Raw genomic sequence first — 18901 nt, 5'->3', positions numbered from 1 at the left:
TTTTTAAAAGTGCGCGTGGGGGACGGCGGCCTGATGGACCCGGAATGGGGCATCGATGGATTGGGGTAACGCCGTTAATACGTGTAGCGTAATTCGGCGTTCTCACCGGGCGCCAGTGTCCGCGACCATGTCGCAACGCCGTCGACAGTGAGTAGCGGCTCGTTCTGCGCGACGATTTTATCGCCTGCCGAGCCGATGGGGATTTCCACGACGACCGGGAAGGCGTTGGCATTGGTGATACCAAGGGACCGATCCCGCCCGCCGGCCGATTTCTGGCTGACTATCACCTGAGTGCTGGTGCCGGCTGACAAACGAAAAGTCTCGCCCTCCGTACGGTCGGTCAGCGCACCCAGGCCGAGAAGCTGTCGCCCCCGTGGCCCTTCTGCATAGAGCGCGGTCGTGCCCTGTGGCAGCGCAAGGCCGAGCCCGGCTGCGCTTTCATTGTGCAGCACCAGCACAATCGCCGTCGGTGCGGCATCCAGCATTTGCCAGGGAAAGACCGCGCGGCGGTAGCGGCGCTCAAAATGCACGTTTTCGCGGGAGAGGAGCGCAACCTGTTTCTGAGCGTGCGGGGCCACGTTCACGCGCTGCTGCACCCGGTACATCTTGAGATCGCCAAGGTCTTCCGGCGGTGGGGGAGGGGGAGGCGGGGGCGGTGGTGGCGGAGGCGCCGGTGCAGCCATCGGCGGCGGTGGGATCACCTCGAACCGACGGCGCGCAGTTACAAGAATTTCCTGGTCCGGCGCATTGCGCGCCTTCAGGTTGGAAGTCGTCGTTCCGAGTGGGTAGCAGGAGAGCGCGAGCCTGGAGATCGCCGCTCGCCACCGGGGCGTTTCGACGCGGTTGAGACGGCCCGCCACGGCATTGACTTCGGCCTGTTGGAAGGTTTCCCCATTGCCATTCGCCAGCGTCAGCCAGGCGAACAGGTTGAGGGTTTGCCCGTCCGCTCCTTGCGTCGCGACGTAGCTGGCCCGCCAGTCGAAGCCCGAGGCAAGATAGCTGAGCCGCACAGTGACCGTACGGGCCGAGGGACTGTCTGTCGTCACGCTCAAGACCGGCTTGCTGGACAGGCCGGAGGGGACGGAACCGAACGCCAGCTTTTCCGGGAGGCCCGAGCATCGCAGCGTCTCGATCCCGGATGGCGTCCGCAGGACGACGCCCGATTGCGGCCCGGCGATGATCGTTGCCTCCTCGCTCACCGTGCGACCGGTCGCCCTGTCGGTGCGGGTAATCGTCACTTCGCGGCCCAGCGTCCCGTCGACCAGCGAGGCTGGGGAGAGCAGGCGCGCGTCGCGGTTCTTCTCGATCGTGCCGCCGGGCAATCCCTCGATCACCGCGCTGACGGGAATGATGCCCTCTGCCACGCCTTCGAAGCGCAATTCCGCACGGCCGCGCGGCAGCCGCACCTTACGCGTCTCCGTAATCATCGCGAAGCCGCGCGGATTGGCGCGGTCGATCTCGCCCTTTCCGTAGCGCTCGCGATAGACGGTCAGGGCCACGTGCTCCGGCGCGGCCGAGACGACCACGCGCGTCTCTTGCGCGGCAAGCATCGCCGGCATGCCCGCCATCGCCGCAGCCAGCAGGCCTGCGAGACGAAGCCAGGACATCAGTAGCGGGTGTCGAATGTGGCGGTGACTACCGCTTCCCCATTTGGCGGCACCGGCACCTGCCAGACGGCGGTGCCGGCATCGCGGCGCTCGCTCTTGCGGTTTTCTTCCGTAATTCGCGTATCCGCCCAGTCCAGCCCGCTTTGCACCAGTTCCACGGTCGCGCCGCGTGAACGCGCATTGGTAAGGCGATAGCGCATCTGCGTGCGCCAGCGATCGCCACTGATCTTCGTGCGCGAGACCATGACCGGTTGCACTTTCACGTCGAAAGCATCGCCGGTGGGCAGCGCGATGATCGATCCCTGCGGCGTGTGGTCGATGGAGTTTTCACCGATGAATTGCGGCTGCCCGCGGGCGTCACGCACATAGACGCGCACGGTGCCGGCGGGCAGGGCGTCGCCCAGGCCGCCCGCACCGGAATTGGCGAAATTGAGCACGGATTGCGCGCTGCGCGCATTGTCCAAGCTGTTCAGCCAGCCATTCTCGAAGCGAAAGCCCGAACTGGCCGCAACGCCCTTCGCATCCAGGAAACTGACCTGCTTGGTCTGCCTGTCGGCGATCGTCGTCCGCTCGGCCAAGGGATAAAGGTAGAAGTCGCCCAGCTGTTCGCGATCGGCGCTTTCAGAGCCGGGCTGGGTGCGCGTGGCCCGGCGTGGTTGCGGCATATAGGCATTGCCGTCATTGCTGCTGCCGACGTCCCCGGCCACAAGCAGAGTCTTGGCGTTGGTGAAGGTGGTGCCGCTGTTGTTCTGCAGCGTGATCCAACCCTGCACGTCGATCTTGCCGTTCTTTTCGTCGAACAGAGCGACGTAGTCCGCGCTCCAGCGCAGTCCGCCGCTCAGGTAGGAGAGCGTTGCCGGGCGGGATCCCGACCGCGTGCTGGCCAGCGTAACCGAAAGCGTCGGCCGCGCGCGTAGCGATTCCGGCACGCGGTCGAACACGGCGCGAACCGGCAGGCCGTCGTCGCGCAGCACCTCGATATGTCCGCCGACCTCGAGCACGACACCGCCGTTGACGGCTAGGACGCGCGATCGTTCGCGCGTTTCGGCGCCGGTGGCAGGATTGGTGCGGACCAGCGTGATCGTGTCCCCCAGGGACTTTTCCATCAGACTGGAGGGCGAGAGCAGATCGTAATCGAAGTTCTGTTCCAGGATCGCCGCATCGGGCACGGTAAGCGATACCGTCGCGGGGCGGATCTGGGCGCTGACGTCGGGGAAGTCCTGCCGGACCCGGCCGTTGGCAAGGTTCAGCACCCGGATGTCCTGCACCAGTGCGACATCGTTGTTGTAGATGGTGACCGAAAGATCGCCCTGCGCCGTCGGCGCTCCGGGAACAGGCGCTTCCTGCGCAATCAGCGGGGTGGAGGCAGACGCGAGCAGAGCCGCCCAGCCGAAAAACCTCTTGCGCATCGAATTGTCCCCCTGGCCTTGTCGCATCCGCATTGTGTCGAGGCGTGACGCGGAAAGCCAGCTTAATTCAGTAATTTCGAACGGGGATCGCAATGCGCTCACCACCGGATTGGTGATGAGCGCATTTGCCACGCTTACTTCAGATAGCGATCGAACAATGCCAGGGCCTCACCCCAACCGCGTTCCGTCGCTTCCGGGTTGAAGATCGGAAAATCGGGCTTGGTCCAGCCGTGCGCCGCGCCTTCGTAGATCTTGCAAGTGTGCGTCACACCGGCATCGTTCAATGCCGCCTCCAGCCTCTCGGCCATTTCGACGGGATAGGAATGGTCGTTCTCGGCACCCAGAACCAGCAATTCCGCCTTGATCTGCGGCGCGAGCAAGTGCGGGCTGACCTCCTTGTCGGTGGCCAGATTGCCGCCGTGGAAGCTGACGGCCGCCGCCACCCGGTCGGGGAAGAACCCCGCTGCGGCAATCGCCATTCCGCCGCCCATGCAGAAGCCCACTGTGCCGATCTTGCTGCCCTTCACGTCGCTGCGCGTGTCGAGATAGGCGATCAGGGCAGCCGTATCGATGCGGCCTGCCTTGTGGTTGTCGGTCGATGCCATCAGCGGCGCCACATCCGTGGCAAAGGCATTGGCGGCGAAGATTTCCTTGGGCACCAGCGTGTCGTAGGCGCCATGCCGATAGAACAGGTCTGGCAGCAGCACCAGATAGCCGGCATCGGTCAGATTTCGGGCCATTTCGAACACCGCTGGTCGGATGGCGAAGGCATCCATGTAGTAGATGACTGCCGGCCACGGCCCCTCACCCTCCGGTGTCAGAACGTAAGTCGTGCAAGTGCCGTCGGCGGTTTCGATGGAAACAGTTTCTTGGGCCATCAGGCGATATCCTTTTCGGGGGGGGGGGGGCTTATCGGAACGCGATATAGGGCCGGCCACGTGTTTCGAAAGAGACCAGGCAGAGGATCCACAGCTTGGTGGGGCCGCGCCATTCCACGGCGTGATCTGCAACTTTCGCCGCGGGCGGCGGCAGGCTTGCATTGGCAGCCAGCATCAAGCCTGCGGGCAATATCAACAGCACACCGCGCAGTGTTCCCGGTTTTCGCACCGAATTCCCTCTCATCGCGTTTGCGTTGCGGGAAGGATATCGGACATGGCCACGGCGCTCAATCGATCGCGCCGGACCGGCAGGCAGGGAGATCGGACTTACGGGTGGTCTGGCATCGCCAGTAGGCGCTTGAACTGCTCCGGCGTGCAGAACCCCGGATGGCCCGGCACCGAGCATCCTTCCGCGGTCAGGGATACGCGGCGGACTTCGTTGGCGGCGTGCATGCCCCCGGCCCGAATGCCGGCCAGCGTCTGCGCGCGATAGGACAGGCGGATGAAGTTCCGTCCCGCCCGATCGTGCAGGCTTTCGATTACGATGGCGCCGCCGGGCGCCGGATCGTCCGTCGCGAAGCCGGGGATCTGCCAGTGCACGCTCAGCAGGCCGCCGAGGTTGGCGACATTGGTGTCGTGCCCGGAAATCATCGTGATCCGCGCCGGGCCCGAGAGGCCTTGCTCCACGATCGGGGCAAGGCCGGAGAAATTGGCCGCCGCGACCGGGCGGGGCCGGGCGAGAAGTTCGAACTCCAGCGCGTGGAAGCGGGAAAACGCCGCAATGTCCGCCGCGCTGGTGCGTCCCCAGCCGACCTGATCCATCGGCTTGCCTTCGGCAAATTCCAGCAGCAGGACTTGCGCGGCGGTCGATGCCTTGTCCAGCATGCCGGAAAGCTTCGGGCGCCCGCCCGGCGTGGCAGGCTTGAAAGCGCTGGCCGCTGCAGAAATTCCGCAAGTTTCCTGGGCGGAAGCCGCCTGCGCCCCGCAGAGCACGCGGTCCAGCCGCATTGCAAGCGCCCGTTCCCGTGCGTCATGCGCGGCAAGGCCGCCGGGGCCTGCGGCGCGCGCGACGGCGGCGTCGGCATTCGCCGGATTCCATGCAACTTTGCCCGCCTCGATGGGAGAGAACAGCGGATCCTGTTCGTCCTGAGGGCGGTGTTCGGCAGTCAGCCCGCAATGCGGCGCCAGCGCCTCCAGCCAAGCCGCCGCCGTGGCGATGGTGCGCTGGTCGCTATCCGCCACGACATGTACGGTTCCGGTCGCGGGGCATTCCCCCTCCGGCAGAAGTCCGGCGCTGCGAAAGGCGCGGGCGTCGGAGATACCAAGCCCGGCAATCGCTTCGGCGCCGTGCGGGGTGAGCCAGCCTGGATTGACCGGCCAGCGGGGCCAGTCCCCCCTGGCGGTTCCCGCCGGCATCGCCGGATCTTTGGTCGGCGGGCGCACACCGTGGCGCATCACCAGCACGACGTGGTCCACGGTCAGGCCGGACCCATCCGTTCTTTCTGGCGGTTTCTCGGCGCTGGCCGCCGCTAGCGGAGCGGCAAGCGCGGCAAGAGCGACGCCGGTGAGGACCTTGTTCATCATCGTAATCGCTCCTGCCACAACCTTTGCCCGATCAGAAGTGCAGCTGCACGCCCACGCGGTATTGGGAATCGTACCGCTCACGCTCGACCAGCTGCTGCTTGACGCCGACATAACGCCGCCACGGCGCGTCGGTCAGGTTGGTCGCATCCCCGAACACGGTGAACTGCGGCGTGATCTGGTAGCTCACATGCAGGTCGAGCTGGGCATTGCCGTCGGTATACTCGTCGGTAGAGGCATCTGCCCCCAGCGTATCGAGATAGGCCGAGCGGTAGTTGAGCGCCAGGCGTGCGCCGAATCCGTACTTCTCATAGAAGATCTGGGCATTGGCGACGTTCTTCGATTGGTAGATCAGCGGAATGTTGCCGTCGCGCACGAACGAGGCATCGGCATGGCCCCATACGTGGGTGTAGTTGGCCGAGATGCCGAAGCCGCTCCAGAAGCCCGGCAGCATCACGAACTGCATCTGCGCATTGAACTCGACGCCGGTGAGCTGTTCCTTGTCGGCATTGATCGGCGTGGATACGTCGGCCGTGTCGTAGAGCACATTGGCGATGGTGACGTCGGTCTGGCGCGTGCTGTAGCCGTAGATCGGGTTGTCGATCGACTTGTGGAACGCGCCGGCCGAGAATATCGCGCCCGGCGTCGGGTAGTATTCGAGCGAGGCGTCGTAATTGACTGCCTTGAGCGCCTTGAGGCTGGGATTGCCCATCGAGATATTGGGCACCGTGTCGTCCTCTACCACCACGTAGGGCGCGAGGTCGGGGTAGTTCGGGCGGCCGATCGAGGTGGTGACGGCAGCGCGCGCCACAAGGTTGTTGCCGAAGTCGTACTTGGCATTGATGCCCGGGAATACGTCGGTGTAGCTCTGGTGGCCAAAGACGTTGAAGCCTTCGTCCAGCGTGGAGTTCGCATCGACGGCCTTGGCCTTGGTATCGTCTTCGGTGTGTTCGATGCGCACGCCGGGTACAAGGGTCAGCCCGCCGAAGTGCAGCGTCGCCATGACGTAGCCTGCGGTGATCTTCTCGCGCACGTCGTAGTCGCTGGCAAGGCTGTCCGACAGCGTACCTGCGGTGTCCACGGCGGAGACGGCGGAGTTGGCGGCGAGGTAAGCGCGCGCAGCGTCGTAATCGATGCGCGTGCCGAAATTGAACATGCCGTCGTAGAAGCTGTCGTCACCGGTATAGCCGCCGCCCTGATCAAGCGTCCAGGCGGTCTTGGTCGACTTGTAATCGGTCTTGTCGTGATCGTCCGCCTTGTGGCGGTCGATGTACTTGGCGCCGATGGCGAACGTGGAATCGTCGCCCAGGGCAATGGGATGGCTGTAGTCGATCCGACCCTGCCAGAGCTCTTCGTAGGCGTGGCGATGTTCGAAGTTATACTTGCTGAACGCGAAGGCAGAAGGCGTGGAGAACAGCGAGGAATCGCTGGGTACCATGGTATAGGGATCGGTCGATCCGTCGTAGTCGATCGCGGTCTTGCCCTTGGGCGCGGTGAACGTAAATTCGCTGCGGACCGGGTCGTTCTTGGTTGCGCGAGTCCAGCCGCCGGACATTTCCAGCGTGCCGCCGGCCACTTCGTCGAACTGGCCGCCGAGGGTGGCGGACTTGGTGTTGTCATCCTCCTCGCGGTGGCGGACCAGGATCGTGGCGGTGCCGGCAAGGGCGCCGGTATTGCTGACGGAGGTGACCGCCAGGCGGTTCTGGTCGCGCGTTTCGTTATCGGAGAACTTCGAATAGCTGGTACGCAGGTAAAGCTTCACGGTATCCGTGGGATGCCAGTCGAAGTTGCCGACCACGCCCAGGCGTTCGCGCACCAGGTTGTAATCGCGCAGGCCGTTGCCGGCAGGCGTGCCGTTGTAGGTCGTATAGTCTTCGGTGGCCTGATAGTTCTCTGATTCCAGCGGGCGGCGGGAATAGTTGACGGAGACGACCGCGCCGAACTGTTCCCCGGCGCCGAAGCGTCCGCCTACGGTGCCGTCCAGCTCAAACGGCGCCTTGTGGTTCATGCCGTAGTAGCCGATCGAGCCGCGCGCGTCGAAGAAGAACGGCTTGCTGCTGTCGAACGCGGTCTTGGTCTTGATGTCTACCGAGCCGCCGATCGCGTTGGCGTCCTGATTGGGCAGCACCGACTTGGAGACCGAGATCGACTGGATCATGGCCGAGGGAAGGTCGTCCAGCTTCACCACGCGGCCGTCCGGCTCCGGCGCGGGAAGGGTCTGGCCGTTCAGCGTGACGTTGACGAGGTTGGGATCGATGCCGCGAATGATGACGTAGCGGCCCTCGCCCTGGTCATTGGCCACGGAGAGGCCCGGCAGGCGCTTCAGCGCTTCGGCAACGTTCTGGTCGGGCAGCTTGCCCACGTCGTTGGCCTGAAGCGTTTCCACCGTGTTGAAGGCGTCGCGCTTGTCGGTGATCGCCTTGCGCTGCGCGGCAAGATCGCCGGTGACGATGATGGTGTCCGTATCGGCGTCGGCACCGGCTTCGGCGCTAGCTGGGGCGTCTTCGGCCCATGCGGGTGCGGCCAGGCTCGCCATGGCGACAGCGATGAGGGGAAGGATGGATGCGCGGTGGAGAAGCGGGGCATGCGAGAGCGACATGAATTTTCTTGTCCCTGAACCGTGTTGGCGAGCGGCCCCTGCTGACGGTCAATGACAGCGGGATGACGGTTTCAGGAAAATGCTGTTTCTACGGAGATGTAGCGTTATTTTGACAGTTTTGTGGTCAATCTGTGATGCACGTACCGCCAGAATGGCGGCCCGCACGGAGGCGGGCCGCAGGCGTTTTGGGCATGCCGGCGATCAGTTCGCGTGGCGCGATGCGGGTATCACCATGGCCAGTGCGGCGCCGATCAATGCCAGTCCGGCAAGGACCAGCAGGATCGCCTGGATCGACAGGCCTGCGGCGATCAGCAGGCCGCCGATCAGCGGTCCGCCAATCCCGCCCAGCCGCCCGAAACCGGCGCACCAGGCGACGGCGGCGCCGCGTACCCGGGTCGGGAAGTAATTGGCCGCCAGCCCGTAGATCAGCGTCTGGGTGCCGCTGGTGCCGACCCCGGCGAAGGCGACGATGCACAGCAACAGTGCGAGCGGGAGGTGGAGCGTCAAAGCCAGAATCGCCGCAGTGCCGATCAGGAAGCAGGCGGCCACGACCACGCGCGGGCCGATCGTGTCCGCGAAACGGGCAGCGATCAGCGGGCCCAATACCGCGCCGCCGTTGAGCACCAGCAGGAAGGAGAGCGATCCCTTGGCGTTGAAGCCGGCGCGCAGCATCAGTTCGGGCAGCCAGGTGTTGAGCGAGTAGACCAGGATCAGGCCGGTGCCGCTCATCAAGCCGATCAGCAAGGTGGGCAGCAGGAAATCCGCGAACAGTCCGCGATAGCCGGACGCGCCCGGTTCCTCGACGGCGTGCATGGCGTGTTGTGCGGGAAGTTCGATGCCGGTTTGCGCCGCAATCGCGCGGGCCTCGTCCAGCCGTCCACGGGAAACGAGCCAGGCGACCGATTCCGGCATCTTGAAGAACGAGAGCGGTAGCAGGGTCACGAACGGCAGGGCGCCGATCATGAACATGCCGCGCCAGCCGATGTGGTCCAGCAGCAGGATCGCCAGTCCGGCGGCGGTAAGGCTGCCCAGTGGCACGCCGGCGTACGTGATGGCGTTGTAGAAGTTCTTGCGGCCCGGCGGGGCGTATTCGGACACCATCGCCGCCGTCGTGCCCAGCAGTGCGCCCACGCCAAGGCCCGTGAAGAAACGGCAGACGCCGAACGCGCCGGTCTCACGCGTGAAGGCAGTGAGCAGCATACCCAAGGAAAACCAGGCGTAAGCGGTAATCATCATGCGGCGGCGCCCGACCATGTCGCCGATGGCGCCGGAAACCAGTGCACCCACCAGAACGCCGGCAAGGGCATAGCTGCCCAGCAATCCGGCCAGCGCGGGATCGACCGCGCCGATTTGCGTGGGGTCTCGTAGGAAGGTGGAAACCACCGTGCCATAGACCACCAGATCGTAGCCATCGAACATCAGTCCGACCATCGCGATGCCGACGATCCAGGCTATCGCCTTGCGCCGACGCGAGGCTTCGTTGCCTTCCATCGCCATCTCTTTCATTCTCCCATCGCGGGGTTTTTCCTGGCCGCTACGGCATGAGGAAACCCGTTTGCCCCAGCATACGTTACGTCATTTAGGAAGTATACTACATTTATCGGACCGGTGCGGCGATGTGCAGGGAAGCTGCAAGTGCCTGACGACGTTTGCAGATGGTGGCGTTGCGGGCGCTGAGTGGACGAGGAACCTTCCGGCCTTGCTGCCCGGAAAGGGGAATTGCGCGTCTCGCGATTCGCGCTGCGGGTGGTTTTGACAGACAAACGAAGTGCCCGTCAGCCTGGCCGGGGTCGCGAGGGCGCGAAAACCATGATAAAACAGGGAATGACCAGAATTGCGCTCGGTAAACGATTGAGTGACTGGCTTGCGGGAAGGTCGTTGCTCGGGCTGTTCCTGGGGACGTTACTTTTTGCGGCATCGTTGACGCCCAGTCTTGTCCCCAGACCGCCATTCCTGCTGGGTGCGCTTGGCGGCTGCAGCTTTGCGATGGGATATCTCTTCGCGCTGATACTGACCCGGCTCTGGGTTTTCATCGAAATGCCGGTCCGGCGGGTTCCGGCCGGGGTAGTGCGGGCAACGATCGCGGTCTGCGCGGTGCTGGCGGCGGGGTGTCTGTGGCGGTCGATAGACTGGCAGAACGACGTTCGCGCAATCTTGCACATGGGCCTGCTGTCGCGCTGGGAACTGATTCACATAGCCATCGCGGCGCTGGCCGTATTTGCCATCCTGTTCGTGGTGGGCCTTGCAGTGCGCGCGCTGTTTCGCCGCCTGACGCGGTGGCTCGATCGCTATCTGCCCCGGCGCGCCGCGATCCTGCTGGGTTCGCTGCTGGCCGCGATGCTGTTCTGGACCATCGTGAACGGCGTCATCTTCAGGACCGGCATTCACCTGGCCGATGCCTCCTTCGGTGAGCTGGATTCCCGGATGGAGGCCGATTTCGCCCAGCCGAAGGAGGCTTTGGAGACGGGTAGCCCGTCATCGCTGATCGCCTGGGGCGGGCTTGGCCGGCAAGGGCGGCAGTATATCGCCTCGGGCCCTTCGAAGCAGGATATTGCCGATCTTACCGGGATGCCGGCGGCGGAGCCGATCAGGGTCTATGCCGGGCTGAATTCGGCGCCATCGGCCGAACAGCGCGCCGATCTTGCCCTGGCGGAGCTGAAGCGGGTGGGCGGTTTCAAGAAGCCCGTTCTCGTGGTGATCGCGCCAACCGGCACGGGCTGGGTGGACCCCGCTGCGATCGACACGCTGGAGTACCTTCACCATGGCGACGTCGCCAGCGTGGCGATCCAGTATTCCTATCTGGCCAGTTGGCTGTCGCTGCTGGTTGAGCCCGATTACGGCGCGGACAGTGCCCGGGCGCTGTTTCGCAAGGTCTACGAATACTGGAAGACGCTGCCGAAGGAGAGCCGCCCGCGCCTCTACCTCTATGGCCTCAGCCTGGGCGCGCTCAGTTCCGAGAGTTCGATGGACCTGTTCGATGTGATCGACGATCCGATTCAAGGGGCGCTCTGGGCCGGGCCGCCGTTTCCCAGCAAGCTTTGGCAATCGACGACGCGGGATCGGGTGCCCGGCTCGCCGGTCTGGCTGCCACGATTTCGGGACGGTTCGGTGGTGCGCTTCACCAACCAGCAGGACCACCTGTCATGGCCCGGTGCCCAGTGGGGGCCGATGCGGATCGTCTACCTGCAATATGGCAGCGATCCGATCACGTTCTTCACGCCCGAAACTTTCTATCGAAAGCCGGAATGGATGACCGGCCAGCGCGCGCCGGACGTTTCGCCCACGTTTCACTGGGTGCCGGGGATAACGTTCCTGCAACTGTGCGTGGACATGATCACCGGCACCGAAACCCCGCCCGGGTTCGGCCATGTCTTCGCGGTCGAGCACTACATGGATGGCTGGATCGCCGTGACGCAGCCGAGCGGCTGGAATGAAGCCGACCTTGCGCGGTTACGCGAGGCTGTCGCCAGGAAACAGGCCCGCGATTGATCGGCGGAGGGAGCGTTCCGCCGATCTTCACACGAACGCCGTCTTACTCGGTGGTATCGCCGGTCTGCTCGCTGCGCACCGCGCCGACGTGCGCGCGGCCCTGCGCCGCCGCCAGACCTTCCTGGCGATGCCGTTCGCGATAGGAAGCGCGCTGTTCGTCCGTGCGTTCCGCGTGGCAGGCAGGGCAGCTTACGCCCTCTTCATAGAGCGGCGAAAGGCGATCCGCCTCGTCCACCGGGCGCCGGCAGGCGTGGCACAGCGAATAGGACCCTTCGACCAGACCGTGGCCGATCGTCACCCGCTGGTCGAACACGAAGCACTCGCCGCGCCAGAGGCTCTTCTCTTCCGGCACCGTTTCCAGGTACTTCAGGATGCCGCCCTTGAGGTGGAATACGTCGTCTATCCCTTCCTGCTTGAGGAAGGCGGTGGACTTCTCACACCGGATGCCGCCGGTGCAGAACATCGCCACCTTGGCCGGCTTGTCCTTGTCGAGAAGGCGTTCGCGTTCGCGCCGGAACCACTCGGGAAAGTCGCGAAAGCTGGCGGTTTTCGGATCGATCGCACCTTCGAAAGTTCCCACCGCGACTTCATAGTCGTTGCGGGTGTCGATCACGATCGTGTCGGGATCGCTGATCAACGCATTCCAGTCCTGCGGATCGACGTACGTGCCGACGCTGGCGCGCGGATCGATATCGGGCTCTCCCATGGTCACGATTTCGCGCTTCAGCCGCACTTTCATGCGGTGGAAGGGCATGGCCGCGGCGGTGGAGAGCTTGACGTCGAGATCGGCGCAGTCCGGCAGCGCGCGGATATGGCTCACGACGCTGGCGATGCCTTCGGGCGTTCCCGCAATCGTACCGTTGATGCCTTCGCGCGCCAGCAGCAGAGTGCCGCGAATGCCATGGGCGCGGCACAGTTGCTCAAGCGGATCGCGCAAGCTGGCGCAATCTTCGAACCGGGCGAAACGGTAAAGGGCGGCGACTTGCCAGGGGTTGGAGGATTCGAGGGGTTGGGAATGCATGCCGCCCCATAGCGCCAAGTGGCGCGCGCGTCAGCATGTCTATGGCCGAACCGGCATCGAACCGCTCTGCAAGCAGGTTCGATGCCGGATTTTCAATGCCTCAGGGTGCGTAGCGGGTGAAGACGAAATCATGCCCGGCGGCGCGGGCCTGGTGGCAGGCCCAGCATGTTTCGTGCTGGGCCTCGTCCACGGGCTGGCCGTTGACGAAACGGCCGAAGCCCCATCCGCCCGTGCGGGCATAGCGCTTGGAATCCTTGACCATGACCTGCACCGTGGTGGCGGCACCGGGGATCGAGGCCGGCGCGAACTCGGGCGAGGGGACGTGTTTCCACGCCAGTTTCACCAGGATCGTGCCATCGGGGAAGGGCAGGGTGTTGGCGCGATAGGCCTTGATCGCGGTGCGATTACCCAGTGTCGACCGCAATTCGTCCAGCGGAGGCGCTTCCTGTGCGGGTGCGATCAGTTCCCAGCTTCGATAGCCGCTGGGGATCTTCACGCCATAGATCGGCGAAACCGGCGCCGGATCGGCCGCCCCCGCGCGCACGGTCAGAACCGCGGCGAGCAGGCTGCCACACACGACAAGGGCAATCCGGGAGGCGCGCATCACATCTTGTCCACGTCGATCACCGCCTGCGCGAAGGCTTGCGGCGCTTCCTGCGGCAGGTTGTGGCCGATGCCGCCGGTGATCAGGCGGAAGGCGTATGGGCCCTTGAACTTGGCGGCATAGGCGGACGGGTCCGGATGCGGGGCGCCATTGGCGTCCCCTTCCATGGTGATCGTCGGGATCGAGATCGTCGGACCGGCGGCCAGCTTCGCCTCGTTCGCATCGTATTGCCGCTCGCCATCCGCAAGGCCAAGGCGCCAGCGGTAGTTGTGGATCACGATGTCCACATGATCGGGATTGGCGAAGGATGCTGCCGATCGCTGGAACGTCTCGTCGTCGAAATGCCATTGCGGCGATGCCTGCTGCCAGATCAGCCGGGCGAAATCAGCCGTGTTCGCGGCATAGCCGGCGCGGCCGCGCTCGGTCGCGAAATAGAACTGATACCACCACTGCAGTTCCGCCTTGGGGGGGAGCGGTTTGGCATTGGCGGCCTGGCTACCGATCAGATAGCCGCTGACGGAAACCATCGCCTTGCAGCGTTCCGGCCAGAGCGCGGCCATGATGTTGACGGTTCGCGCACCCCAGTCGAAACCGGCGACAAGCGCCTGCTTGATGCCCAGCGCATCCATCAGCGCGATCCCGTCTGCCGCCAGCGCGGCCTGCTGGCCATTGCGCTGGGTGGACGCGGAAAGGAACCGCGTTGTGCCATGCCCGCGCAAGTGGGGCACGATGACGCGGTAGCCCTTGTCCGCCAATATCCCGGCCGCTTCGGCGAAGGCGTGGATGTCATAGGGCCAGCCGTGGAACAGCAGGACCGGGCGGCCGCCCGCGGGTCCCATTTCCGCATAACCGATGTTCAGCGGGCCGGCATCGATCTGCTGCAGGCTGTCGAAAGACCGGCCGCCGCCCGCGCCCTGCTTCGGGGCGGCCATAGCGCGGGTCGGCGAGAGCGGCAGCGCAGCGGCGGCGACGGCGGTGGAAACGAGGCCCAGGAATTGGCGGCGCTGGGTGTCGGGTGGCGTAAGGGTCATGTCGCGGTCGTCCTTCGAATCGCACGTCGGCCAGTGAATGCGGCTTTGTGAATGCCGGAGTATGCGCTCCGCCCGCCGCGCGCCCGTTATGTGTCGTGAGATCATGTCAGCGGTGCGAACGGCTGGTGCCCCGGATCACGACATCTAACAGCGCCTAACTGGCAGTTTTTGTCGGGAGGGCCATGGTCGATGGAAAGGGGGCGAAAAGGGGAGAGGAATAAAGGAGCATGCGCGTGACAGACCCCAGATCCCATCCTGCCTGCGAACAGGAGGCCCGCGAACGCGTCCGCGCGGCGGAGGATGCATGGAACCTGCATGACGTCGATGCGGTCGTGATGGCGCATCGCATCGATTGCCAGTGGCGCGCGGGAAGCGAATTCCTGTGGGGGCGCGAACAGATACGCGGATTTCTCGATCGCAAGTGGAAGCGGGAGATCGACTTTCGCGTGATCCAGCAACTCTGGGCCTTCACCCGGGATCGCCTTGCCGTCCGCCTCGCCTGGGAATTTCGCACGGACGGCGGCGCCTGGTTTCGCGGGTATGGCGACGAAAGCTGGGAATACGACGCCGCTGGCCTGGTGAGCCGGCGTTTCTCCAGCTGCAGCGAACATCTCATTGCCGAACATGAGCGGCTGCTGCGCTGGCCTGTCGGGGCCAGGGGCTTCGGCGGCGCTTCGCTGGAGGAACTGGGCCTTTGAAATGCCACGTCTTCCGGAAATCCCCTGAAGACAACAGGCTATCCCATTGACGCATCTTTGTTTCGAGGAGAAAATATAAGGCATGCGGGGCGGTCCGTTGAATCCGGCGGCTGAATTGGCGGCGGCCGATTTTCCCGGATAGGCCGTCTATTGGCTTGCATGAGGAAAGGCGACGATCGTTGGCGGAAACGTCTTCTAATCCCGGCAACGGGCGGGTGGCGTTCGGCCCCTTCACGCTCAGCCCAGGCGAGCGGTTGCTCGCCAGAGGCGGCGTTCCGGTGGATATCGGTGGGCGTTCGCTCGATCTGTTGACGGCGCTGGTGGAACAGCCCGGCAAGGTGCTGAGCAAGCGCGATCTCCTCCAGCGCGTGTGGCCGGATGTCGTGGTGGAAGATGGCAGCCTGCGCTTTCACATGGCGGCGCTGCGCAAGATATTGGGCGATGGCGTCGATGGCGCGCGCTATGTGAACACGCAAGTCGGCGTCGGCTATGCCTTCGTCGCCACTGTCACCCATGTCGGGGATGAGCCGGCTGCGGTTCCTGCGGTTATCGCCCGTCCTGCCGGCCCGCCCACGATCGGCAAGCTGCCGACGCGCATGCGCCGGGTTCTGGGCCGGGATGAGGATTTGCGGTTCCTGGTGGACCGGCTGGACGCGCACCCGCTCTTCACCATCGTCGGCGCGGCGGGCGTGGGCAAGACGACGCTTGCGGTGGAAATCGGGCACCGCATGCTGCCCGATTTCGGCGGGCGCGTGCATTTCGTCGATCTCGGCGCGCTGGAAGATCCCGCGCTGGTTCCGTCCGCGATCGCCAATGCCCTGGGCATTCCCGTGCAGGCGGACGATGCGGCCACGGTTGTGCTGGGGCACTTGCGGCATGAGCGCCTGCTCCTCGTCATCGACAACTGCGAACACTTGATCGATGCGGTGTCCGGCAATGTGGAGCGCATTTGCGAGGCGGCGCCGGACGTGCGGATTCTGGCCACCAGCCGCGAACCGTTGCGAATTCTGGGCGAACATGTCCACTGGCTTGGCTCGCTGGGCTATCCGGAAAACGTTTCGGGGCTGGAATTGGAAGCGCTTACGGCCTTCCCGGCGGTCCAGCTTTTCCTGGAACGCGCAGTTGCCGCGAACAGCAGCCTGGAAACCGACCTGCCGGCCGTACGGCAGATTGCCGAGATCTGCCGCCGGCTGGATGGCATGGCCTTGCCGATCGAACTGACCGCGGTGCGCGTGGCCATGCATGGGATGGATGCGACGCTGCAATTGCTGGGCGAACGGTTCAGCCTCGGGTGGACCGGGCGCCGCACGGCGGTTGCCCGCCAGCAGACCCTGCAGGCCACGTTGGACTGGAGCTACGACCTTCTACCGGAAGTCGAGCGGCGTACGTTGGAGCGGCTTTCGGTGTTCCTAGGCGCGTTTTCGCTGGAAGCGGCGCTGGAAGTGGTTGCGGATGAGGGCATCGACCCTGCCTCGGTCGCCGCCGCGCTGGACGAACTGACGGCAAAGTCGCTGGTGGCGATAGACCGGGGGCGGGGGCCGAACGCCTATCGCCTGCTGGAAATGACGCGCGCCTATGCGCGCGAGAAGTTGCAGGCCAACGATCCGGTCGCGGCGCGCGCCGCCGCCCACCGTCACGCGGCCTACTATCTCGCCCTGCTGGAGGATGTTCTGGCGCCGGACGGCAGCCTGTCGAACGGCACGGTGCGGATCGTCGGCCAGATCGGCAATATCCGCAGCGCGCTGGCCACGGCGTTCGAGCCCGATGGCGATCCCGCCCTTGCGGTGCGGTTGGCGGCCATTAGCACGCCGGTCTTCTTCAACATGTCGCTACTGGGAGAGTGCCGGGGCTGGTGCGCGCGCGGGATCGCGGCGCTTGATGAAGAGACGCTGGGCACGGCCTGGGAATATGAATTGCAGGCGGCGCTTGGTCTGGCCCTGATGTTCACCCGCGGCAACAGCGATGCGGTGGAGGCATCGCTGCGACGGGCGCTGGATATCGCGGTGAGCCAGGGCGACGCGCGCAAGCAATTGCGCCTGCTGGGCCGCCTTCACATTTTCCACGAACGCATCGGCGATTACCAGACGGCGCATGATTGGGCCCGCATGGCGCTGGACGTGGCAGAGGCGCTGGGCGATCCGGAGGCGATCGCCGTTGCATCGTCGCTCTCCGGCATTTCCTTCCATCTCAGCGGAGATCAGGAGCAGGCGCGCGATCACCTTGAACGGGCGGTAAGGCTGGCGCGGCCTTCGGAACGCTGGCGCACGCTTCACTATGGCTTCGATCACCGGAATCGGTCGATCATCGCCTTGGCGCGCACGTTCTGGTTGCTGGGGCATGCCGACCGCGCGCGGCGGCTGGCGGCAGACGCCGTGCACGAAGCCAGTGGGCTGGATCATCCCACGACATATTGCATCGCGCTGATCTGGGCCCTGCCGGTCTACATCGCGACCGGCGATTTGACCAAGGCCGCCGAAACGCTGGAGGCTTTCGAAGCGGTTGCCCAGGTCAATGCTTTCGCCCCTTACATGGCGGCGGTTGGCGGGTTGCGTGGAAATCAGGCGCTTCAGCACGGGAATTGGCGAGAGGCGCTTGGCTGGATAGAGGAAAGCCTGGCCCGCTTGCGTGCGGCGCGATACGACCTTTTGACCACGTCGTTTTCCACGTCGCTGACGCGCGCCCTGATGCTTGCCGGGCGTTCCGGTGAGGCGCTGGAACTGATCGATGCGACCATCGCGCGGTGCGCGGCCAATGGAGAGCATATCTACACGCCGAACCTCTTGCGCATCAAGGCGGGCATCGTGATCGCCCGGGAGCCGGATCAAGTGCCCCTGGTCGAGGCACTGCTGGACGAATCGCTGGAATTGAGCCGCCAACAGGGCGCGCGGGCGTGGGAACTGCGCGCTGCGCTGGACATCGCGCGCCTTCGCGCCGGGCAAGGGCGCTCCGCCGACGCCGCCGCGTTGCTGCGCGAAGTGCTTGCGGGCTTTACCGAAGGCTTCGATACCGTGGACTTGCGCGAGGCCGACCAGCTGTTGAAGGCGTTGGGCGGCACCGTCGCCGGCAGCCGGCTAGACGTGCCATCCTCTTTCGCGACGCGTTAGCGGGGCGTCCGGCTTGCATAGTGGGGCGCCTTGGGCCCACTATCGCGGGCAATGACGGAAACACGCGAAAACAGCCAGGGGGCGGAGGACGGTGCGACGCATGAAGCGGAGGCGCCGGCATCGTCGAAATCGAAACATGCCAAGGCCTTGCGATCCGCGCGTGCCTTGCAGGAAGGCCTGTTGCGCTTGCTGCGACAGAAACCGTTCGACCAGATAACCGTGCGGGACATCTGCGCCGAGGCGCAGGTCCACTATGCCACGTTCTTCCGGCATCATCAGACGCGGGAATCGCTTCTCGACGCGGTGGCGAAAGACGAAATTGCAAGCCTGAACCGGCTGACGCTGTCGATCCGCGGGGCGGACGACTACGATGCCGGCTTCCAGGCCCTGTGCGCCTATGTCGACGATCATCGGTCGATCTGGTCGACGCTGCTGAACGGCGGCGCCGGCGGCGCCATGCGTGAGGAATGGCTGAGGCAATCTCGTCTGGTCGCGCAAAACGAAAAGTCGCTCAACAGCTGGTTACCGCGAGAGCTTGGGACGATCTGCGCCGCGACATTGATTGCCGAAACGCTGGCCTGGTGGGTCGAGCAGCCGGAAGGTGCCTACAGCGTCGCCGAAGTGGCGCGGATACTGCAGCGGCTGCTCGCCACATCGATCATGGCGCCCGATTGATGGGGCGGGGCGGAAGACCTCCTTCCGCTCAAACGGCCCGACGATATCTTTCAAACTGGCTTGACCAATTTTGGCATATGGCTTGACACTGCACTCTGTGATGAGTTTGATGCGACATTGTATCGCATAAAATCATCCAGGGAGAATGTCGAGGTGTCCTGTCGCCACAGCCGACCTTCGTTGAAAGCGTGGGAAAGCGTGCAAT

The 18901-nt window shown here is 64.7% G+C and carries 14 protein-coding genes; 4 read left to right on the top strand and 10 right to left on the bottom strand.

Going from position 1 to position 18901, the window contains the following annotated elements:
- Positions 1–74: 74 nt before the first annotated feature.
- From WBP07_RS23690 to WBP07_RS23660, 7 genes are all read right to left on the bottom strand, one after another.
- A complete protein-coding gene (locus WBP07_RS23690) occupies positions 75–1607 on the bottom strand; it encodes a DUF4139 domain-containing protein (protein WP_395397536.1) in 1533 nt (510 codons plus the stop codon).
- Positions 1607–3016 (bottom strand): DUF4139 domain-containing protein, encoded by a 1410-nt coding sequence (locus WBP07_RS23685; protein ID WP_395397535.1) that lies wholly within the window; start codon positions 3014–3016, stop codon positions 1607–1609. The genes WBP07_RS23690 and WBP07_RS23685 overlap by 1 nt, the downstream gene beginning before the upstream one ends.
- A 134-nt stretch (positions 3017–3150) precedes the next feature.
- Entirely contained in the window at positions 3151–3894 is a 744-nt protein-coding gene (locus tag WBP07_RS23680; protein ID WP_395397534.1) for a dienelactone hydrolase family protein, read from the bottom strand.
- A 31-nt stretch (positions 3895–3925) separates the two neighbouring features.
- Positions 3926–4072, bottom strand: a complete 147-nt coding sequence (locus WBP07_RS23675) for a hypothetical protein (RefSeq protein ID WP_395397533.1) — start codon at positions 4070–4072, stop codon at positions 3926–3928.
- Between the two features lie 149 nt (positions 4073–4221).
- Entirely contained in the window at positions 4222–5478 is a 1257-nt protein-coding gene (locus WBP07_RS23670) for a histidine-type phosphatase (protein WP_395397532.1), read from the bottom strand.
- A 31-nt stretch (positions 5479–5509) separates the two neighbouring features.
- The gene (locus tag WBP07_RS23665; protein ID WP_395397531.1) at positions 5510–8074 is read right to left on the bottom strand and encodes a TonB-dependent receptor; all 2565 of its coding nucleotides are present in this window, start codon (positions 8072–8074) and stop codon (positions 5510–5512) included.
- A 201-nt stretch (positions 8075–8275) separates the two neighbouring features.
- The gene (locus tag WBP07_RS23660) at positions 8276–9580 is read right to left on the bottom strand and encodes an MFS transporter (protein ID WP_395397530.1); all 1305 of its coding nucleotides are present in this window, start codon (positions 9578–9580) and stop codon (positions 8276–8278) included.
- 414 nt (positions 9581–9994) lie between these two features.
- Here WBP07_RS23660 and WBP07_RS23655 point away from each other — a divergent pair, with 414 nt between their 5' ends.
- On the top strand, positions 9995–11563 hold the full coding sequence (locus WBP07_RS23655) for an alpha/beta hydrolase (RefSeq protein ID WP_395397529.1): 1569 nt from the start codon (positions 9995–9997) through the stop codon (positions 11561–11563).
- 43 nt (positions 11564–11606) lie between these two features.
- Here WBP07_RS23655 and WBP07_RS23650 read toward each other — a convergent pair whose 3' ends face one another.
- The 3 genes from WBP07_RS23650 to WBP07_RS23640 form a co-directional block, all read right to left on the bottom strand.
- The gene (locus WBP07_RS23650) at positions 11607–12584 is read right to left on the bottom strand and encodes a rhodanese-related sulfurtransferase (protein WP_395397528.1); all 978 of its coding nucleotides are present in this window, start codon (positions 12582–12584) and stop codon (positions 11607–11609) included.
- A gap of 100 nt (positions 12585–12684) precedes the next feature.
- Positions 12685–13188 (bottom strand): cytochrome P460 family protein, encoded by a 504-nt coding sequence (locus WBP07_RS23645; RefSeq protein WP_395397527.1) that lies wholly within the window; start codon positions 13186–13188, stop codon positions 12685–12687.
- On the bottom strand, positions 13188–14219 hold the full coding sequence (locus WBP07_RS23640) for an alpha/beta fold hydrolase (protein WP_395397526.1): 1032 nt from the start codon (positions 14217–14219) through the stop codon (positions 13188–13190). Before WBP07_RS23640 ends, WBP07_RS23645 begins: the two co-directional genes overlap by 1 nt.
- 233 nt (positions 14220–14452) lie before the next feature.
- Between WBP07_RS23640 and WBP07_RS23635 the strand changes: the two genes are divergently transcribed.
- The 3 genes from WBP07_RS23635 to WBP07_RS23625 all read left to right on the top strand — a co-directional run bounded on the left by WBP07_RS23635 (position 14453) and on the right by WBP07_RS23625 (position 18696).
- Positions 14453–14917 (top strand): DUF1348 family protein, encoded by a 465-nt coding sequence (locus tag WBP07_RS23635; RefSeq protein WP_395397525.1) that lies wholly within the window; start codon positions 14453–14455, stop codon positions 14915–14917.
- 179 nt (positions 14918–15096) lie between these two features.
- Complete coding sequence (locus WBP07_RS23630) at positions 15097–18021, top strand: ATP-binding protein (protein WP_395397524.1); 2925 nt, start codon at positions 15097–15099, stop codon at positions 18019–18021.
- Positions 18022–18072: 51 nt separating this feature from the next.
- Entirely contained in the window at positions 18073–18696 is a 624-nt protein-coding gene (locus WBP07_RS23625) for a TetR/AcrR family transcriptional regulator (protein WP_395397523.1), read from the top strand.
- Positions 18697–18901 lie beyond the last annotated feature (205 nt).

It is taken from the genome of Novosphingobium oxfordense, from assembly GCF_044029435.1.
In the GTDB taxonomy this organism is placed as follows: domain Bacteria; phylum Pseudomonadota; class Alphaproteobacteria; order Sphingomonadales; family Sphingomonadaceae; genus Novosphingobium.
Note: the sequence above shows the minus strand (reverse complement) of the source record. Positions and strands in the feature narration are given on the sequence as shown.

Excerpts from the sequence above, each read along its gene's own strand:
- WBP07_RS23640 (WP_395397526.1), bottom strand. The coding sequence starts at position 14,219 with ATGACCCTTACGCCACCCGACACCCAGCGCCGCCAATTCCTGGGCCTC.
- WBP07_RS23685 (WP_395397535.1), bottom strand. The coding sequence starts at position 3,016 with ATGCGCAAGAGGTTTTTCGGCTGGGCGGCTCTGCTCGCGTCTGCCTCC.
- WBP07_RS23680 (WP_395397534.1), bottom strand. The coding sequence starts at position 3,894 with ATGGCCCAAGAAACTGTTTCCATCGAAACCGCCGACGGCACTTGCACG.
- WBP07_RS23665 (WP_395397531.1), bottom strand. The coding sequence starts at position 8,074 with ATGTCGCTCTCGCATGCCCCGCTTCTCCACCGCGCATCCATCCTTCCC.
- WBP07_RS23645 (WP_395397527.1), bottom strand. The coding sequence starts at position 13,188 with ATGCGCGCCTCCCGGATTGCCCTTGTCGTGTGTGGCAGCCTGCTCGCC.
- WBP07_RS23660 (WP_395397530.1), bottom strand. The coding sequence starts at position 9,580 with ATGAAAGAGATGGCGATGGAAGGCAACGAAGCCTCGCGTCGGCGCAAG.
- WBP07_RS23625 (WP_395397523.1), top strand. The coding sequence starts at position 18,073 with ATGACGGAAACACGCGAAAACAGCCAGGGGGCGGAGGACGGTGCGACG.
- WBP07_RS23670 (WP_395397532.1), bottom strand. The coding sequence starts at position 5,478 with ATGATGAACAAGGTCCTCACCGGCGTCGCTCTTGCCGCGCTTGCCGCT.
- WBP07_RS23650 (WP_395397528.1), bottom strand. The coding sequence starts at position 12,584 with ATGCATTCCCAACCCCTCGAATCCTCCAACCCCTGGCAAGTCGCCGCC.
- WBP07_RS23690 (WP_395397536.1), bottom strand. The coding sequence starts at position 1,607 with ATGTCCTGGCTTCGTCTCGCAGGCCTGCTGGCTGCGGCGATGGCGGGC.